General features: G+C 62.4%; 14 protein-coding genes and 1 rRNA gene. 5 read left to right on the plus strand and 10 right to left on the minus strand.

Going from position 1 to position 17,803, the window contains the following annotated elements; translation table 11 throughout:
* Positions 1–251: 251 nt before the first annotated feature.
* The 6 genes from AC2FL1_RS21810 to AC2FL1_RS21835 form a co-directional block, all read right to left on the minus strand.
* The gene (locus AC2FL1_RS21810) at positions 252–665 is read right to left on the minus strand and encodes a hypothetical protein (RefSeq protein ID WP_496878307.1); all 414 of its coding nucleotides are present in this window, start codon (positions 663–665) and stop codon (positions 252–254) included.
* Positions 659–1,747 carry a flagellar type III secretion system protein FlhB gene (gene flhB, locus AC2FL1_RS21815; protein ID WP_496878308.1) on the minus strand — a complete coding sequence of 363 codons (1,089 nt, stop codon included), beginning with the start codon at positions 1,745–1,747 and terminating at the stop codon, positions 659–661. The genes AC2FL1_RS21810 and flhB overlap by 7 nt, the downstream gene beginning before the upstream one ends.
* Positions 1,744–2,517: a flagellar biosynthetic protein FliR gene (locus AC2FL1_RS21820; RefSeq protein ID WP_496878309.1), complete on the minus strand. Its 774-nt coding sequence runs from the start codon at positions 2,515–2,517 to the stop codon at positions 1,744–1,746. Before AC2FL1_RS21820 ends, flhB begins: the two co-directional genes overlap by 4 nt.
* Entirely contained in the window at positions 2,514–4,541 is a 2,028-nt protein-coding gene (gene flhA / locus AC2FL1_RS21825; protein ID WP_496825273.1) for a flagellar biosynthesis protein FlhA, read from the minus strand. Before flhA ends, AC2FL1_RS21820 begins: the two co-directional genes overlap by 4 nt.
* A 69-nt stretch (positions 4,542–4,610) precedes the next feature.
* The gene (locus tag AC2FL1_RS21830; RefSeq protein WP_496878310.1) at positions 4,611–5,309 is read right to left on the minus strand and encodes a lytic transglycosylase domain-containing protein; all 699 of its coding nucleotides are present in this window, start codon (positions 5,307–5,309) and stop codon (positions 4,611–4,613) included.
* Positions 5,310–5,361: 52 nt separating this feature from the next.
* Complete coding sequence (locus tag AC2FL1_RS21835) at positions 5,362–6,000, minus strand: TetR/AcrR family transcriptional regulator (RefSeq protein WP_496878311.1); 639 nt, start codon at positions 5,998–6,000, stop codon at positions 5,362–5,364.
* A gap of 106 nt (positions 6,001–6,106) precedes the next feature.
* Between AC2FL1_RS21835 and AC2FL1_RS21840 the strand changes: the two genes are divergently transcribed.
* Genes AC2FL1_RS21840 through AC2FL1_RS21855 form a run of 4 tightly spaced genes read left to right on the plus strand, consistent with a single transcriptional unit; the run spans position 6,107 to position 12,439 of the window.
* A complete protein-coding gene (locus AC2FL1_RS21840; protein WP_496878312.1) occupies positions 6,107–7,675 on the plus strand; it encodes a trimethylamine methyltransferase family protein in 1,569 nt (522 codons plus the stop codon).
* A 9-nt stretch (positions 7,676–7,684) separates the two neighbouring features.
* A complete protein-coding gene (locus AC2FL1_RS21845) occupies positions 7,685–9,730 on the plus strand; it encodes an oxidoreductase (RefSeq protein WP_496878313.1) in 2,046 nt (681 codons plus the stop codon).
* Position 9,731: 1 nt separating this feature from the next.
* On the plus strand, positions 9,732–10,463 hold the full coding sequence (locus AC2FL1_RS21850; protein WP_496878314.1) for an NAD(P)-binding domain-containing protein: 732 nt from the start codon (positions 9,732–9,734) through the stop codon (positions 10,461–10,463).
* Positions 10,460–12,439, plus strand: coding sequence for an oxidoreductase (locus AC2FL1_RS21855; protein WP_496878315.1), 1,980 nt, complete (start codon positions 10,460–10,462; stop codon positions 12,437–12,439). Before AC2FL1_RS21850 ends, AC2FL1_RS21855 begins: the two co-directional genes overlap by 4 nt.
* Here the strand turns inward: AC2FL1_RS21855 and AC2FL1_RS21860 are convergent.
* Together AC2FL1_RS21860 and AC2FL1_RS21865 are read right to left on the minus strand one after the other, a co-directional pair.
* A complete protein-coding gene (locus AC2FL1_RS21860; protein WP_496878319.1) occupies positions 12,436–14,880 on the minus strand; it encodes a PAS domain-containing hybrid sensor histidine kinase/response regulator in 2,445 nt (814 codons plus the stop codon). The two genes, AC2FL1_RS21855 and AC2FL1_RS21860, sit on opposite strands and share 4 nt — an antisense overlap.
* Before the next feature lie 88 nt (positions 14,881–14,968).
* On the minus strand, positions 14,969–15,451 hold the full coding sequence (locus tag AC2FL1_RS21865; RefSeq protein WP_496878316.1) for a putative pterin-binding protein: 483 nt from the start codon (positions 15,449–15,451) through the stop codon (positions 14,969–14,971).
* A 333-nt stretch (positions 15,452–15,784) separates the two neighbouring features.
* Between AC2FL1_RS21865 and AC2FL1_RS21870 the strand changes: the two genes are divergently transcribed.
* Positions 15,785–16,399 (plus strand): response regulator, encoded by a 615-nt coding sequence (locus AC2FL1_RS21870; protein WP_496878317.1) that lies wholly within the window; start codon positions 15,785–15,787, stop codon positions 16,397–16,399.
* Positions 16,400–16,412: 13 nt separating this feature from the next.
* Here the strand turns inward: AC2FL1_RS21870 and lptF are convergent, their stop codons facing one another.
* Entirely contained in the window at positions 16,413–17,540 is a 1,128-nt protein-coding gene (gene lptF / locus AC2FL1_RS21875; RefSeq protein WP_496878318.1) for an LPS export ABC transporter permease LptF, read from the minus strand.
* Positions 17,541–17,721: 181 nt separating this feature from the next.
* Positions 17,722–17,803: ribosomal RNA gene (gene rrf / locus AC2FL1_RS21880) — 5S ribosomal RNA — on the minus strand; the annotation flags it as partial.

The following is a 17,803-nucleotide window of genomic DNA, read 5'->3' on the forward strand; positions in this document are numbered from 1 at the left end:
CGATCACGCCAATATCGGTGGATTCGATGGTGCCTTTACCCGCCCCGGAAACCTCGATCCGCTGCGCGTTGCTCTGCTCGAATCGGCTCGGAAGGCCTTTGGCGATAAGATCGTCAGCGTTCTGATAGTCGATATCGCCCGTCAGGATTCTTACTGAGCGGAGCTGAACCTCAGCCCCCATCGGCCCAAACCGGCCACCAATATTCCACAGCCAGGCGGGGCATCACCGCATCAGCATCGTCCAGCGTGATTTATCGCAGTGCGGCGTCGCGACAAAGCGCGTCGAGTTGTGCCTTGCGGCGGGCTTTGACACGGGCGGACTTTTCGTCCTGCGCAATTTGCGCGATGGCCTGCTTGCGACCAAAAGCACGTTTCAACGCGTCCATCATCAACAACCGCTTGGCCCTTGCGCGCGCCAGTTCCGAGTTGAGCTGGCGGCGGGTCCGGCTCTCCCAACCCTGCCACAGGATGTCAGCACCAACCGAACGATAGCCATGATCGGCCGTTCCCTCGGCGCGGATGCGGAGGACCTGGTCGTCAAGCCTGGCAATCTGGGCCGTAATCCGCGCCTCTTCCTCCAGCACCGCGCGGATCCGCTCGTATTCGCGCAGATAGAGCGCCTCTCCCACGCGTGTCATCTGGTCCAGCACCGACTGTCTCACCATGCCCTCCCCTTGGCCCGTTTGCGCATCGCCTCGGCAAAGCGGATCGCGGCTGCGACCGGGCGATAATGCTCCTCGGAAATCTCCTGCCCGATCTCGACACCGGCATGCAGCGCCCGCGCTGTGGGCGGATCAGAATGGATCGGCACCCCGGCCTCGGCCGCGCTGCGGCGGATCGCAGCCGCAACCTCGTCAACTCCCTTGGCCACGCATATCGGCGCCGCGCCGGGCAGGCGCGACCATTTCAGTGCAACGGCGTAATGGGTCGGATTGACGATCACCACATCGGCGCCCGGCACATCCGCCAGCATCTGGTTCATCGCGATTTCCTGACCCTTCTGGCGTCGCTTCTGCTTCATATGCGGATCGCCCTCGGCATCCTTGGTCTCGTCCATCAGCTCCTTGCGGGACATCATGTTCTTACGGATATGCTCGGCATGCTGCCACAGATAGTCGATGGCGCCGATCACTAGCGCCACCGTGGCCACTAGGAACATGAACCGCATCAACAGCCGCGCCATCAGCAGCACTGACTGGCGCACCTCCATCCCTGCGGACGAGACGATGTCGGACAGGTTCAGCTTGATGAAGAAGCCCAGACAGACCGAATAGAGCAGCAATTTGACAAAGCTCTTGGCAAACTCGAACAGGCCGCCGCGCCCGAACTTGTTCTTGGCGTTCTGCAGGATCGAAATGCGCGAGATCTTGGGCACCAGCTTGCTCGGGGCCATGACAAAGGCGCGCTGGGCCACAACCGACAGGATCACCGCCGCCGCCGGGACCAGGAACCAGGGCAGGATCGCCGCCCCCACCGTTCCCATCAGCCCGCCGACCGGCCCACCAGCACGCCCCTCGAAGACAAGGCGCGACAGGCCATCTGCCTGGCCGATCAGCACCTTAAGCGCGGTGCCCAGCTTGGTCACGCTCGCCGCGCCCAGCGCTGACAGTGCCAGCAACAAACCGGCATAAGCCGCCACCACCGACAGGTCGGCGGATTTGGCAACCTCTCCCTTTTCCCGCGCTTTCTGGAGCTTTTGCGGGGTCGGATCGAATGACTTGTCGCTGTCGTCGTCCTGTCCGCTCATGGGCGTGCCCCGACCGGATCCTGGAAGAAACTCCACAGCGCATCGAGCCAGACCGACAGCAGAAGCGGTGTGCCGACAAGAAGCAGCGCCATACCACCAAGTGTGATCACGGGCGCCCCGACAAAGGCGACCATAAGCTGTGGCATCGCCCGGTTAATGGCCCCCAGCGTCAGGTTATAGATCAGCGAGGCGATCACAAACGGCGCCGCCAGCCCGAAGGCCAGCGCGAACATGCGTCCGACCTGGGCGACACCCCATTGGCTCAGATCGCCGGGATGGGGCAGCTCGCCGATCGGAAAGATCGAGTAGGAGTGGATCAGGAATTCGGCCACGCGCACATGCAGGCCCGACATCACCGCCAGCGCCAGCCCCCCCATCATCAGCAGATGCCCCATGGCGGGCGTCGGCTCGGCCACTGCATTGCCCAGAAGCTGCGACAGCGATGTGGCCTGCGCCGCGATCATACCCGCCACCTGCAAGGCCATTGCAAACAGCCGGATACCCAGCCCCATGACCAGCCCAGCCAATACCTCGGTTCCGGCAAGTGCTGTGAATTGCAGGACATTTGTGACCTCGGGGGCAGCCGGCGCAGCCGGGGCCACGATCACGGCAAAGGCGGCGGCAACCCCCAGCCTCACCCGAATCGGGATCGATTGTTCGCCAAAGGCGGGCAGGACCGAGACCAGGGCGGAAACCCGGAGGAACACGGCAAAGACCTGCCACAGCTCGCCCGAGATCAGCGCCAGCAATTCGGGCGGCAGCGCGATCATGCGGGTACCTGTCCAACCAGCGCCGGGCGCGCTTCCATACCGATTTCCTCGAAAGAGAGGACCGGGTTCGAAATGCCGCGCGCCCGCAGGATGGTGCGCAGGAACCGGCGGCGGCGGGTCGAAGTCACCAGCGCCGCGAATATCCCCTGCCCCGCCGTCTGCGACAGGCGTTTGGCAACGCCATCGGCCAGCTTGTTGAAAAGATCGGGCGGAAGCGCGATATCGAGGCCACCGCCGGCACCATCGACCTGATAGGTGGCAAAGGCCTCCTCCCATTCCGGCGCCAGCTGAACCAGCGGTATCGACCCGTCGGCCCGCTTCATCTCGGCCACTAGTTGAAAGCCCAGCCGCTGGCGCACATGTTCGCAGATCGCCTCGGGCTGGGTGGTGGCCAGCCGCGCCTCAGCCACCGCTTCGAGGATCAGGGGCATGTTTCGGATCGACACGCGTTCCTCGAGCAGCAGGCGCAGAACGGCGTGCAGCGTGTCGATGGGCACCTTGTCGGGGATCAGCTCGTCCAAGAGTTTCTGATTGGCCTCGGACCGGACAGGATCGGACAGGCGGGTCATCTCGGAAAACAGGCGGCGCAGCGATTTCAGCGTCAGCAGGCGGGCAAAGTTCTGTTTGATCACTTCCAGCAGATGGGTGGCCAATATCTCGGGCGGGCTGACGATGGTCGCACCCGACAAGGCCGCCGCCTCCTGGTCCTTGGGCAGGATCCAGCGGGCAGGCGCGCCATAGACCGGCTCGGTCACGTCCTCGCCCGCGGGCAGCGTGTCGGGATGATCGGTCATCAACGCCAGCACCAGATCGGGGTGCAGCACGCCGCGTACCTGCTCGACCCCCTGCACCTTGATCACATAGGTGCCCTGGGGCAGTTCGGCCTGATCGGTGAGGCGGATATCTGGCAGGATCAGCCCATAGATCGAAGCCACGTGCGTTCGCATATTGGCGATGCGAGCGTCCAGCCCGGTGCCCGGATCCAACGCCATACCCACCAGATCGGGGGCGAATTCCAGGTGCACATCGTCAAGATCGAGGATGTCGCCGATCCCCTGACGCGCTACCGGGGTCTGCTCCTCGGTGATCCGTGCGGCGCTGTCGGCCTCCTGCTTCTGCTTCAGGCGCATCCTCCAGGCGGCATATCCCAGAACCACACCGCCCGAGATGAAGGGCAGGAACGGCAGGCCGGGCACTAGCGCGAACAGAACCATCAACAGCGCCACCGTGGCCAGCGCCGCCGGATGTTTGCCCAGCTGTGCAAACAGCGCATTGTCGGTGGCGCCCTGGGTGCCGCCGCGCGCCAGCAGCAACGCAGAGGCGATCGAGATGATCACGGCCGGAATCTGCGAAACCAAGCCGTCGCCCACGGTGAGGATGGCATAGGTCTCGAACGCGGCGCTCATCGGCATGCCGTGGACGATGACGCCCATGATCAGGCCCATGATCAGGTTCAGCAGGGTGATCAGCAGCCCGGCGATGGCGTCGCCCTTGACGAATTTCGACGCACCGTCGAGCGAGCCAAAGAAGGTGGTTTCCTGCTGCTCCAGCTCTCGCCTCGCCTTGGCCTCCTGATGGTCGATGGCGCCTGCGGACATGTCGCTGTCGATGGCCAGCTGTTTGCCCGGCATGCCGTCCAGTGCAAAGCGCGCGCCAACCTCGGCCATGCGGGCGGCGCCCTTGGTGATCACCATGAAGTTGACGATCAGGAGAACGCCAAAGACCACCAACCCCAGAAACACGCTGCCGCCCATCACGAACTGGGCAAACCCCTCGATCACGTCGCCGGCGGCGTTCGGCCCGGTATGGCCCTGACCGATGATCAGCTTGGTCGAGGAGACGTTCAGCGACAGTCGCAGCATCAGCGAGGCGAGCAGGATCGTTGGAAAGGCCGAGAAATCGAGCGGTCGCTCGATGAACAGGGTCAGGGTAAAGATCAGGATCGCCAGCGCGAACGAGGCGGCGAGGCCGATATCCAGCACCCAGGCTGGCATCGGCAGGATCATCATCACGATGATCGCCATCAGGGCAAGCGCCAGCAGGACCGTTGGACTAAACAGCGTTTCGGTGGAAAGCTTGGGCACGGCGCGATCCTAGTTGAACGAGATGAAGGGGCTGGCGCCCGATCCGGTTGCAAACAGCGATCCCAGCCGGGCCGGGCCGGGCGGCACCGCTTGCCGTGCAAACAGCGGCTGCGCACCTCCGGTATCGGGCGTGCGCCGCGGGTTCGGCAGTGGCCCCTCGCCCAGCGCCGCGCGGGTCCGGTCGAACCGCGAGGCATAGGCATCGGCCAGGGATTGCGTGCGCGAGTGATACGCCCCCGCCGCCGCCGACCAGGACCCCAGTTCACCAAACAGGTCGTTCAGGAACCGGGCGGCATAATCGGCGTTCCGCTCGGGGTCGAACATCTCTTCGATCGAGGAGAACCCCTGGCTGTGCCAGCGGTAATTGATCTGGAAACAGCCCACGTCGAAGCTGCGGGCGCCGGATTTAAACCGTTCGAACACGAATTTGCGCGCCGCGAATTCGGTTGGAAACCAATGGCCGGTTCCCTCCATGTTCACGGTCCAAGGCCAGGGTGCAAGTTGCCCGTCACTGCGGCGCCCGGTTTCGACCCGGGTGATCGCGCGCAGCACGTCGAGCGGCACGCCGTGCCGGTTGGCGGCGCTACGCGCAGCCTGATCGCACAGCGACGACACCCCGGGATCGAGCTTTGCCACTGCCGGTGCCGCCGCAAACAGAACAGAGAGCCACACAAACGCGGCAAAGCGGGTAATCAGGTTAAAGGGCATTCTGCCTGTCCGGGGATTCTTCCAGTTCCCCAGAGGCTATCGCCCGCCAAGTTTACATCTGGTTAGCAGCAGCCCGCCATTTGGCCGCGTGCCGCGAAAGGAAGCGATCGACATCGGTCTGTTCAGGCCTGACGCCGGTAAATACCTCGACATAGTCGGGCATGTTGGCGATGCGGATATCGGGATGTTCCTCGATCTGCATCGAGATATAGCCAACCTGGGTATACATCACGGTCAGAGAGCGCACCCGGGCCTGATTCTCGGGGTAACCAAAGCGCAGGAACATGCCGGCCACCGCGTCCTGACGGGCCTGATCGGCCTGGTCCAGACGCTGATGCAGGGCAGGATCGTTGCGCGCCCAGTTGCGAATCGCCAGATCCAACCGCGCATCAAACAGACCGTCATCCAGCCAGCAATCGAACAGGTTGAACATCGCCTCGACGATGCTTTCGGCATAGGCCTCGGCGCGGGCTACCAGATTGCCGGTGTTCTTTTCTTCCCAGCGCTGGATCATTGCCTCGAGCAAGGTCTCGCGATCCTTGAAATACCAATAGAACCCGGTGCGCGAGACGCCCAGTTTTTGCGCCAGGGGCATGATCTTGACCGCCTCGACCCCGCTGTCGGTCAGCAACTCATAGGCCGCGTCCAGCCAGGCGCTCTCAGATCCGGTGGGTTTGGGTGCCAGTGACATGCCTGTTGAGGTAGCAGTATTGACACACCTGCACAAGTATCTTGACACATGTGTCAAGTGTCGGCCAAGAATATCCATCCAACCCGATTTCGGCAGGTAGTTTCACATGAGCGAACAGACATCCCTTCGGTCCCGCCGGTCCCGCCGCGCCTCTGGCAAGGCAGGCCGCTCCGCCGAGCCCGGCCAGAACCTGCACCTGCGCGTGCCCTACATCACCCGCAAGATCCCGACCTACGATCTGCTGGGCGAGGAGTCGCTGGACAAGATCGAGGCCACCGCCGACCGTATCCTGGCCGAGATCGGGATAGAACTGCGCGACGACGCCGAGGCGATGCGGCTCTACAAACGGGCCGGGGCCCAGGTCACCGAGTTGCGGGCCGATGCCTGGAATGTCAGGTTCGAGCCTGGGATGCTGCGCGAGATCCTGAAAACCGCGCCTGCACGTTTTACCCAGCATGCGCGCAACCCGGCCAACACGGTCGAAATCGGCGGCGACGCGATGGTATTCGCGCCTGCCTATGGCTCGCCCTTCGTGATGGACATGGACAATGGCCGCCGCTACGGCACCATCCAGGACTTCCAGAATCTGATCAAGCTGGGCCAGTCCTCGCCCTGGCTGCACCATTCCGGCGGCACCATCTGCGAGCCGACGGATATCCCGGTGAACAAGCGGCATCTGGACATGGTCTATTCCCACATGCGTTATTCCGACCGCGCCTTTCTGGGCTCGATCACCGCGCCCGAACGCGCCGCCGACAGTATCGAGATGTGCCGCATCCTGTTCGGCGCGGATTTCGTCGACCGGAACTGCGTGATCATGGGCAATTTCAACACCACCTCGCCACTGGTGATCGACGGCGTCACCGCCTCGGGCATCCGGACCTATGCGGCGGCGGGGCAGGGCTCGATCCACCTGCCGTTTCTCCTGGGGGGCGCGGTGTCGCCGCTGACCATGGCGGGCGCCGTGGCGCAGTGTCTGGCCGAATCCATGGCCTCCTGCGCCATCGCCCAGCTGACCCGCCCCGGCGCGCCGGCCATTCTGGCCGGGTTCCTTTCATCAATGAGCCTGCGCTCGGGCAGCCCCACCTTCGGCACGCCGGAACCGGCGCTGGGTTCTCTGGTAATGGGCCAACTGGCCCGCCGCCTGAACATGCCTCTGCGCTGTGCCGGCAATTTCTCGACCTCCAAGGCGCCCGACGGGCAGGCCATGCAGCAGGCGATGATGTCGATGATGTCGGCGGTGCAGGGCGGTGCCAACTACATCCTGCATTCCGCCGGTTTCGTCGACGGGCTGCTCAGCATGTCCTACGAGAAATTCGTGATGGACACCGACATGTGCGGCGCGCTGCATTCCTATCTGGCCGGGATCGAGGTGAACGAGGATACCCTCGGTTTCGACGCGCTGGCTCAGAACGGCCCGGGCGAGCATATGTTCGGCACCGACCACACCCTGCGCCATTATGAAACCGCCTATTGGGACAGCGGGCTGAACGACGACCAGACCCACGAGACCTGGTTCGAACAGGGCAGCGCCGATTATGCGATCCGCGCCAACAAACGCTGGAAGGATATCCTGAACACCTACGAGGCACCGGTGATGGACGACGCCACCGACGAAGCATTGCGCGATTTCATCGACTGCAAGAAAGCATCCATGCCCGACGCCTGGTATTGAGGACATATCATGAGCCGTGATCCGCTGCTGCAGCCTTTTCAGCTGAAACACCTGACCCTGAAGAACCGGATCATGACCACCGCGCATGAACCGGCCTATCCCGAAGACGGCATGCCGAAACAGCGCTATGCGGCCTATCACGCCGAACGCGCACGCGCGGGCGTGGCGCTGGCGATGACCGCCGGATCAGCGGCGGTATCGCGCGACAGCCCGCCGGTCTTTAACAACATCCTCGCCTACAAGGACGAGGTGGTGCCGTGGATCCGGCAACTGACCGATGCCTGCCACGACCATGGCTGTGCCGTGATGATCCAGTTGACCCATCTGGGCCGCCGCACCGGCTGGAACAAGGGCGAGTGGTTACCCTCGGTCAGCTCGTCCCGGCACCGCGAACCGGCACACCGCGCGTTTCCGAAACTGGCCGAGGACTGGGATATCGCCCGTATCATCTCGGATTTCGCCGATGCCGCCGAACGGATGAAAGAGGGCGGCATGGACGGGATCGAGTTGCAGGTCTATGGCCACCTGCTGGATCAGTTCTGGTCACCGCTGACCAACGATCTGGACGGGCCTTATGGCGGCCAGACCCTGGAAAGCCGGATGAAGATGCCGCTGGACGTGTTGCGCGCGGTGCGAGCACGGGTTGGCGATGATTTCATCGTTGGCCTGCGCTATACCGCCGACGAGGCGGCAGAGGGCGGTATCGGCCCCGAAGAGGGGATCGAGATCTCGAAAAGGCTTGCCGATACCGGCATGGTCGATTTCCTGAACGTGATCCGGGGCCGCATCCACACCGATCCGGCGATGACCGACGTGATCCCGGTGCAGGGCATGAAAAGCGCCCCGCATCTGGATTTCGCGGGCGAGGTGAAAAAGGCCACCGGCATGCCGACCTTTCACGCCGCGCGTATCCCCGATGTGGCGACCGCGCGTCACGCGGTCGCTTCGGGGCTGCTCGACATGGTGGGCATGACCCGTGCGCACATGGCCGACCCCCATATCGTGCAGAAGATCGTCGAGGGGCGCGAGGACGACATTCGCCCCTGTGTCGGCGCCACCTATTGCCTCGACCGTATCTATCAAGCGGGCGAGGCGCTGTGCATCCACAACCCGGCCACCGGTCGCGAATTGACCATGCCGCATACGATTGCCCGCGCCGAAACGCCCAAACGCGTGGTTGTCGTTGGCGCCGGTCCAGCAGGGCTCGAGGCCGCCCGTGTCGCCGCCGAACGTGGTCACCATGTCACCGTGTTCGAGGCCCAGCCCGATCCCGGCGGCCAGGTCCGCCTGACCGCGCAGAACCCGCGCCGGCGCGAGATGATCGGGATCATCGACTGGCGCATGGCCCAATGCGCCGCCCGCGATGTCGAGTTCCGCTTCAACACCTGGGCCGAGGCGGCGGATGTAACCGCGCTGAACCCCGATGTGGTGATCATCGCCACCGGCGGTCTGCCCAATACCGAACTGTTTGAGACCGGACGCGAGAATAATCTGGTGGTCAGTGCCTGGGACCTGATCTCGGGCGATGTGAAACCGGCGCAGAATGTTCTGATCTATGACGAGAGCGGTGACCACCCGGCGCTGATGGCGGCCGAGGTAGCTGCCAATGCCGGTGCAAAGGTCGAGGTGATGACCCCAGACCGCATGTTCGCGCCCGACATCATGGGCATGAACCTGGTGCCGTATATGCGCGCACTTCAGGACAAGGATACCACCTTTACGGTGACTCGCCGCCTGTTGGACGTAACCCGCGACGGCAACCAGCTGCGCGCCAAGATCGGCACTGATTACAGCAGCTTCACCAGCGACAAGACCTATGATCAGGTGGTGGTCAACTATGGCACCATGCCGAATGCCGATCTCTATTTCGATCTCAAGCCTCTGTCCCGCAACGGGGGCGAGATCGACTATGACGCGCTGATCGCAGGCACCCCGCAGAGGGTCGAAACCAACAACGACGGCGCATTCCAGCTGTACCGCATCGGCGACGCGGTCAGCGCGCGCAACACTCATGCGGCAATCTATGATGCGCTGAGGTTGGTGAAGGATATCTGAGATGAAAATCGGCGTGATCGGAACAGGCATTATCACAACTGCCATGGTGCGCGGCATCGCGGGCGACGGGCATGACATCACCGTGTCCGAACGCAGCGCCGCCAACGCGCGGGCGCTCGTGTCAGAGTTCGAAAACGTCTCCAGCGCCGACAACCAGACGGTGGTTGACCGCAGCGAGGTGGTGTTCCTGGGCCTGCTGGCCGAGGTCGCGCCGGAAATCCTTGGGCAACTCTCCTTCCGCCCTGATCAGCGCGTGATCACCCTGATGGCCGGCGCCTCGCTGGAAGAGGCCGGTGCCATGGTCGCGCCGGCCCGCGCGGTGGCCATCATGATGCCCTTCCCCGGCATCGCCCGCGGCGGTTCCCCGATCATCATGCAGGGTGATGCAGGCCTGGTCGAAGAAATCTTCGCTCCGCGCAACCAGGTATTCACGACCGAAAACGCCGAAGAGATGAACGCCTATCTCTGCGCCCAGGCAGTACTGTCCCCCGCCACGCGTATGGTCGGCGATGCCGCTGCATGGCTGGCCCCCCGCGTATCAGATCCAACCCAGGGCGAGGCCTTCCTGCGCGCACTGGTGGCCTCCAGCCTCGCCGCGTCAGACACTTCCACCCTGATCACAGCGCTGAACGCACCGGGTGGCTACAACCAGCGTCTGCGGCTGCACATGGAAGAGGCCGGCATGAGCGCGGACCTGGCGGCCGGACTCGACCAGCTGGAAGGTAAATCGTGAGCCTCAAGCACGTCTTCACCCCCGCCCAACTGCGCCACAAGATCCTGAAGAACCGCATCGTCTTTGGCGCCCACACCACCAACATGGCCCGCGACGGCCTGCCCGGCGACCAGCATCTGGCCTATTACGAGGAACGCGCCATGGGCGGCGCCGCGATGATCGTGGTCGAGCCGATGCCGGTCCATGCCGCCGCCGTTCTGACGCGCGGCAACTTCCGTCATTCCAGCGATGACGTCATCCCGCATTTCGCCCGCATCACCCAGGCCTGCAAGACGCATGGCACGGTGATGATCCAGCAGCTCTATCATGTCGGCGCGCATGGCGACTGGGACAACTCCTGGCACGCCAACTGGTCGCCCTCGGGCGGGCCCAGCTATCACGACAACGATGGCAGCCACGCCATGACCGAAGACGAGATCGAGGAAACCATTCAGGGCTTCGTCGATGCCGCCATCCGGTGCCAGAAATCCGGCTTCGACGGGGTCGAGGTCTGGGCCGCCTATCACTGCCTGCTTGACCAGTTCTGGACGCCGTTTTCCAATCAGCGCACCGACCAGTGGGGCGGCTCCCTTGAAAACCGCACCCGGCTCTCGCGCGAAATCATGGCGCGCATCCGGGCCGTCTGCGGCCCCGATTTCATCATCGGCCTCTCGGTGAACGACGATTCCGACAAGCCCGTGTGCCTCAGCCATGACGAAATGGTCGAGATCGTGGCGCTGCATGACGCCCAAGGATTGATGGACTATGTCACCGTCGGTTCGGGCAGCTATTTCGACTTCTACAAGCTCCTGCCGAGCTTTCAGTATGCCGAAAACCTCGGCGCCGATCTGGCCGAGCGGCTGAAACAAGCGAACCTGACCGCGCTGGTCACCGCCGAGGCCAATATCCGTACGCCCGACAACGCCAATACGGTGCTAGGGGCAGGACGGGCCGATCTGGTGTCGATCGTGCGCGGCCAGATCGCTGACCCGCATCTGGTGGCCAAGGCCGAACGCGGCGCGGCCGAGGACATTCGCGGCTGCCTCTCGTGCAACCAGCAATGCTGGGGCCGGCGCGGTCGCGATTACTATATCTCTTGCCTGGTGAACCCCTCGGCCGGGCATGAATATCTCTGGGGCGGCGACCGGTTCACGCCTGCACAGACCCCCAAAACCGTGCTGGTGGTCGGCGGCGGCCCTGCCGGGCTGGAATGCGCCCGGGTCGCCGCCGAACGCGGGCATCGTGTAATCCTTGCTGAGGCGGGGCCGGAACTGGGCGGACAATTCCGGCTGGCCGGGCTGCAACCGCGCCGGGCGCAGATCACCGACCTTATCGGCTGGTACGAACGCCAACTGCGCCAGCTCCAAGTGGAGATCCGATACAACAGCTATCTGGATGTCGAGGATGTCGCCGCCATCGGCGCCGACCGCGTGGTGCTGGCCACCGGGTCCACCCCACCCGAAACAGGGTTTCAAAAGGCTCTGCCGCATGTGGCCCACCTGCCCGGGATCGAACGCGGGCAGGTCTGGTCGATCCACGACGTGATGACCCGCACCGCGCGGCTAGGGAAACATGTCGTTCTGCTGGACGAGGGCGGCAACTGGCGCGGCATCGGCACCGCTTGGCATCTGGCGGAAAAGGGCCACAAGGTCACGCTTGTCACCTCCGACGCCATGGTCGGGCGCGAACTGGCGCGCTCGGCCACCGACTTTCCGGCCCGCGCCACGTTGGCGGGGCTGGGGGTGCGGTTCGTCACCGAAAGCGCGCTGACAAGGTGGAGCGACTCAGGCGCAGAGGTGATGTCGCTTCTCACCGGCCAGTCCGAAATCATCGCTGCAGACAGTCTGGTACTGGCTACCGCCAACACGCCTGAAACAGCTCTGGCGCAAAAGTTGCGGGAGATGGGGATCGAGGCCACCAGCATCGGCGATGCCGCCGCGCCGCGACTGGCCGCCGCCGCCATCCACGAGGGGCGCAAGACCGGACTGACGCTTTAGCGCCTCGTGGCCTCAGCCCGCGTCGCCTCCAGTTCCGTTTTTAACCGCTCCAGCATGATGCCCCGGCGCAGCGGCCATTCGGCGGCGCTGGTGGTCTCGATCTCTTGCAGCAACGCATGCAGATCGGCCCGCCCCAGTATCGCGGCAGAGCCAGCCTGTTCATGCACGCGCGCCTTCAGTGCATCAGACAGCTCCCCATGGGTCAGATCATCGGATATGCCACACAGCGTATCGACCATTTCCAATAGATAACCACGATAGCGCACTTCTCCGAACCGGCTGATGAAATCTTGTGAGACCGAAGGATCGGCGACCTGTGCCGTCGCCAACACGGGGAGCGCGCTGCCCAATGCTTTTTCCAACTGAGCCATCGAGATGGGCTTGGCCAGAAACCGGTCAAATCCCGTGGCAACGAAACGCTCCTTGTCCTCTTCCCGCGCATGGGCGGTAATCGCGATCGCGGGCGCGCTCGACGAAGGGCCCTGTTGCGCGCGGATTTCATGCAGGGTTTCCAGGCCATCCTTGCCCGGCATGCTGATATCCACAAGCAGCAGATCATACCGACGCTTTGCAGCGGTAGAGACCCCCTCGAACCCGTTCCGGGCAAGCACAACCTCACATCCGAAATCCTGCAACATGTCCTGAAGCAGCATCCGGTTTATGTCGTTGTCTTCGATAACCAATACCCGCTTGCCAGCAAGCGAGCGCGGAACACGCGCGCCCTTCTCGCTTTCGGTCACATCCTCTGCCATGTCGCCCGGCCCCAGCGGCAGGCGGATCAGGAACAGACTGCCCTCGTTCTCGATACTCTCGACCTCGATCTCACCTCCCATCGCCCACACCAGCCGCCGGGTGATGCTCAGGCCCAGCCCGGTGCCGGGGTTCTCTCGGTCATAGGCGGTATCGATGGTAACGAACTCGTCGAATATCCGCTCGAGATCCCGAGCTGGAATGCCGATCCCGGTATCCGATATTCGAAACTCGACCTGACGACCGTCTGCAAGCCGTTCGACCTCAAGTGTGATCTCGCCGTCCCGTGTGAATTTGATCGCGTTGCCTAGAAGATTGATCAGCGCCTGTTGCAGAGCGATACGGTTGCCCAGCACGATTCCCGGATCATCGCCGATCAGATCCGCACGCAGCCGGTTGCCGCACTCCTCTGCCGCCGCAATCAGGCTTTCGGCGAGGCGCTGGACCATGGGCATCAGGGCGAACGGCTCCTTGGGGAAATCGATCATCCCGGATTCCAACCGCGACAGCTCCAGGACGCGGTTGACCTGAGTCAGCAGCAATTCGCCCGAAACCCGGATTGCACGCGCAAGGCGCAGCTGTTTGGGCGACAGTTGGTCCCGCTCGATAAGATCCAGAGAGCCGAGAATGCCGTTCAGCGGGGTACGCATCTCGTGGCTCATCACCGTCAATAGTTGCGCCTTGGCCTGGGCGCCCGCCTGCGCGGTGTCGCGGGCCTCGCGCAGCTCGTCCTCGGTTCTGAGCCGGTTGGTGATGTCTCGCAGGAACGAGACAAAAACAAGCTGATCGCTGGTCTCGGCCAGCGAAATTGACAGTTCGACCGGAAACACCTCTCCCGATTTGCGCATCCCCTCCAGACGCAGATGGCCCCTGCCCACCACACGGCTAGTGCCATGTTCACGAAAGCGCCGCATCCCGTCGTCGTGGCGCGCGCGGTATTCCGGCGGGATGATCAGATCGGCCATGGGCTGGCCAAGTACCTCACTTTGGGCATAGCCGAACATCGCCTCGGCACCGCCGTTGAATTCGATGATGCGGCCATCGGTATCGACCACCAGCACAGCATCGAGAGAAGATTGCACAGCAGCCTCGAAACGAGATTTGACCGCGTCCTTTTCCGCCGAGACGATCTGGCTGCTCCGATAGAGCCTCAGCAGAAACAGCGCGACGATCGTCAACGCGACCAGCAACACCAGAACCGACAACGCCAGACGCTTGAGGGTCTCCGAGACCTTGGCACGCTGAATATCCGCCGCCCGGGCAGAGGTATTGACGATCGTCAGCGCCAGGTCCCGCAATTCCGGCGACACCTGTTCGACAAGACGCAGCAGTTCCGGCAATCGTTCGGCCAGGTCCTGCTCGGACCCATCGACAATTGGCAGCGTCGCGTCCAGAAACAACCTGACCGACATAAGCCTCTGCTGGACTTCGGGTATCGCGCGCGCCTCAGCATATAGCGCCCCGTGTAACACGATCTGGGTGCGGCTGTAGAAGATGTCGAATCGGGTTCGCAATTGCTGAAGGTCGGTCGCGCCGCCGTCTTGCGCCTTGAAGGCCGCGCCTTGAAGACGCAGCAGTTCAACTTCCAGCTGCGACATGTTCCAGCGGATATCATCGGTCGCGGCAGTCGACAGGGACTCGAGCCGCACCATCGCCTCGCGCCCGAGAAGCGCCGAATAGACGATCAGCACCAACACAAGTGCAAGCCAGAAGCCGGTCCTTAACCGACGACGAAACGAACTGATCAATCCTGTGGCGATCTCGGTACCCCGGTGCTGGCTATTTTGGCACCTCCAGCCGGATCAGCTGCCAGATGCTACGGGCATAGTATTCTTCGGTGTTATAGACCGGATTGTCATCATAGGGATACACGACCCACAATGGCCCCTTGTCACGGATCGACATCTGCTCGCCATTGTGCAGATAGGCCACCACCGGGCCGGGTTTGGTCGCATCCGTGGTTGGAATGTCGATCAGGTAATCGTTAACCGCGATCGCGGTAATCATGCCATCAGCGGCGCCGACATGATCGAGCAGGTCGCGCAAGGCAACACCGCGAAACACTTGCTCACCTTCGGTCCAGATCGTGGTTGTGCGGATTTCGCTGACCGGCAGCGCCGTCAGGTCGTCAATGTCGAGGCTGATGACAGACCCATCGGTTCCGGTAACAGAGAGAAGCTCTTCACCAGCTTCTGCACCATGCCCAAAAGGCGCAAAAAACGTTCCCGCCACCAAGATCAGTGCCAATGCGACAGATTTCATGCCAACCTCCTAGAAAATCGTTACCAGTCGCCAGCCTATGTCAGTCCGATACCTTCGGAACACAACGCTTAGGGGTAGCGGTGTAGACTTTCGTATAGGTATAACCCTAATTTGAGCAGATTAGTTTAACCCAAGCGAGAGTGCTTTTCTTGACCCACAACCATGGCGCAATGCGCTCTATCACACGGTCAGTGCCCTTTGCCCGGATCACTAACGACAAGAGCGGCAGACATGCAGCCAATAGGAGAGGTATTTTCCCCTGTTCCACTCTGGCAGCCCCGCCCGCACGCGGCTAAGATATTGCCGTTACATTACGTAGAAATTGGGACACTCATGCGCATTCTTCTGGCGGACGATCACGCCCTCGTTCGGGATACAATCTCGGTCTATCTCAAGGCAGAAGGCGAGGCCGAAGTCGTGACGGCGCCCGATTTCAATTCCGCAATGGAAACAATCAGGCACGATGGGCCCTTCGACCTGATCCTGCTCGATTTCAACATGCCCGGCATGAACGGGCTGGAGGGGTTGCGCCTGGCAATTCGACAGGCCCCCAAAACACCGGTGGCGCTGCTTAGCGGGACCGCTCCCAATCGGATCGCACAAGAGGCGGTGGATGCTGGCGCAGCAGGGTTTGTTCCCAAATCGATGGCGGCAAAAAGCCTTTTGAACGCGGTTCGCTTCATGGTGGCGGGTGAGATCTTTGTACCAAGCACTGTTCTGCTCGCCACTGATGAGCCGACGAGTGATAGCCTGAACGCCACTCTCAGCCAGCGTGAGAAACAAGTCCTAAGCGGGCTCTGCCGGGGCATGCCGAACAAAGAGATTGCCCGCGAACTCGACTTGCAGGAGGTCACGATCAAGCTGCATGTCCGAACCTTGTGCAAGAAACTGAACGCCAAGAATCGCACCCAAGCCGCGATGATTGCCCGGGATGCAGGATTCGAATAGCTGTGATCCAGGCCTACCCGGGATCGGCCGCAACCCGGCGACGCAACCATATAGGGCGTCCCGCAATATTCAGGAACAGGATCGATACGGCGATGCCGCCCAGGGCGGGGACATGCTGAACCCACCATAGACCGGGATGATCCGCGACAAAGGCGGTCGCCGTACTGCGCATTCCTTCGAGAGCAATCAATCCGGCGAAGGCGGCTACCAGCTGTGGCCAGAGACCAAAGCGCGAGAAAGTACCCAGCATCAGGGTGGAGAATCCGATCAGGACAACCGCCACGCTGACACCCACCCAGGACAGTCGCTCCTGTATTTCCTCGGCGATCTCGCCTCTTGAATAGGTCTCGGCCAGTTTGCTCCCGCCTAGCGCAGCCGCAAGTGCCAAGGTCGGCATGCCTCGAATATCCTGCCGCCGTTCAGTATCCCGCTTGGCCAATGCCGAGATGTCGTACGAAAAATCACGAAACACTGTGGTCGACAGGGTCTTGCGCGCGGCTTCCATCTGCAAAGCGGTACCTTCGACCATCACCAGTGCGATCTGCTCGCCATTGCGGGCCAGAAACGCCTTGGAGCTTGTATAGGTCACCACGCGATCGGGCACACGGCGATCGGACAGATAGACGTCGTTGAGCGTTCCGTCCCGATCGATCTTGCCAATATAGACGGTGACGCCCTTCACCGGATGCATGAACTGCCCGTCATTGAGGAGTTGCGCGGTCATATCACCGGCAACCTCGGCCTGCCGCGCCTCGAGCCGAAGCATCGCAGCGGGGCGCAGATAAAGCGTGATCGTGGCCAACATTGCAGCACAGATAAGCCCGAATAAAATCACCGGTCGTGCCAGCCGGAACGGGCTGCTGCCGGTTGCCAGCATCACAGTCATCTCACTCTCGCGGTTTAGACGGTTGGTGACATAGACAGTCGCGCAGAATGCCGCCATCGGCATCACGGTGCGGACCAGTGTTGGCAAGGTCAATGCCGTAAACTCGAGCGCGACCATTGCTGTCTGGCCGCTGCTGATCAACCGGTCAAACAGGCTGACCGCCTTGCTGATCCAGAATACACCCACCAGCACAAAGGCGAAAAAACCGCACAGAACCAGCATTTGGCGCAGGAAATATCCATCGAACTTTGACATGCGGGCTTTCGCGGATTGGTCTTTCGTTCGCGGCACAATAAGCTAGCGCTGCGGGATACGGAACCGCCGTTTTCTACCAGGCACGCGAGAGTGCTAAGAGAAGGTCCTTTTGGGACCCGTAGAGTCTGAAGCGCTCGTGTGTAGGTGCAAGGATCGCATTAGAGAGATGAGTATTTATTAGGTTTGGCGGTGACCTACTCTCCCGGGGCTTTAGCCCGAGTACCATTGGCGCGGAGGCACTTAACTTCCGGGTTCGGGAAGGG

The organism is Ruegeria sp. YKSF070, from assembly GCF_059612725.1.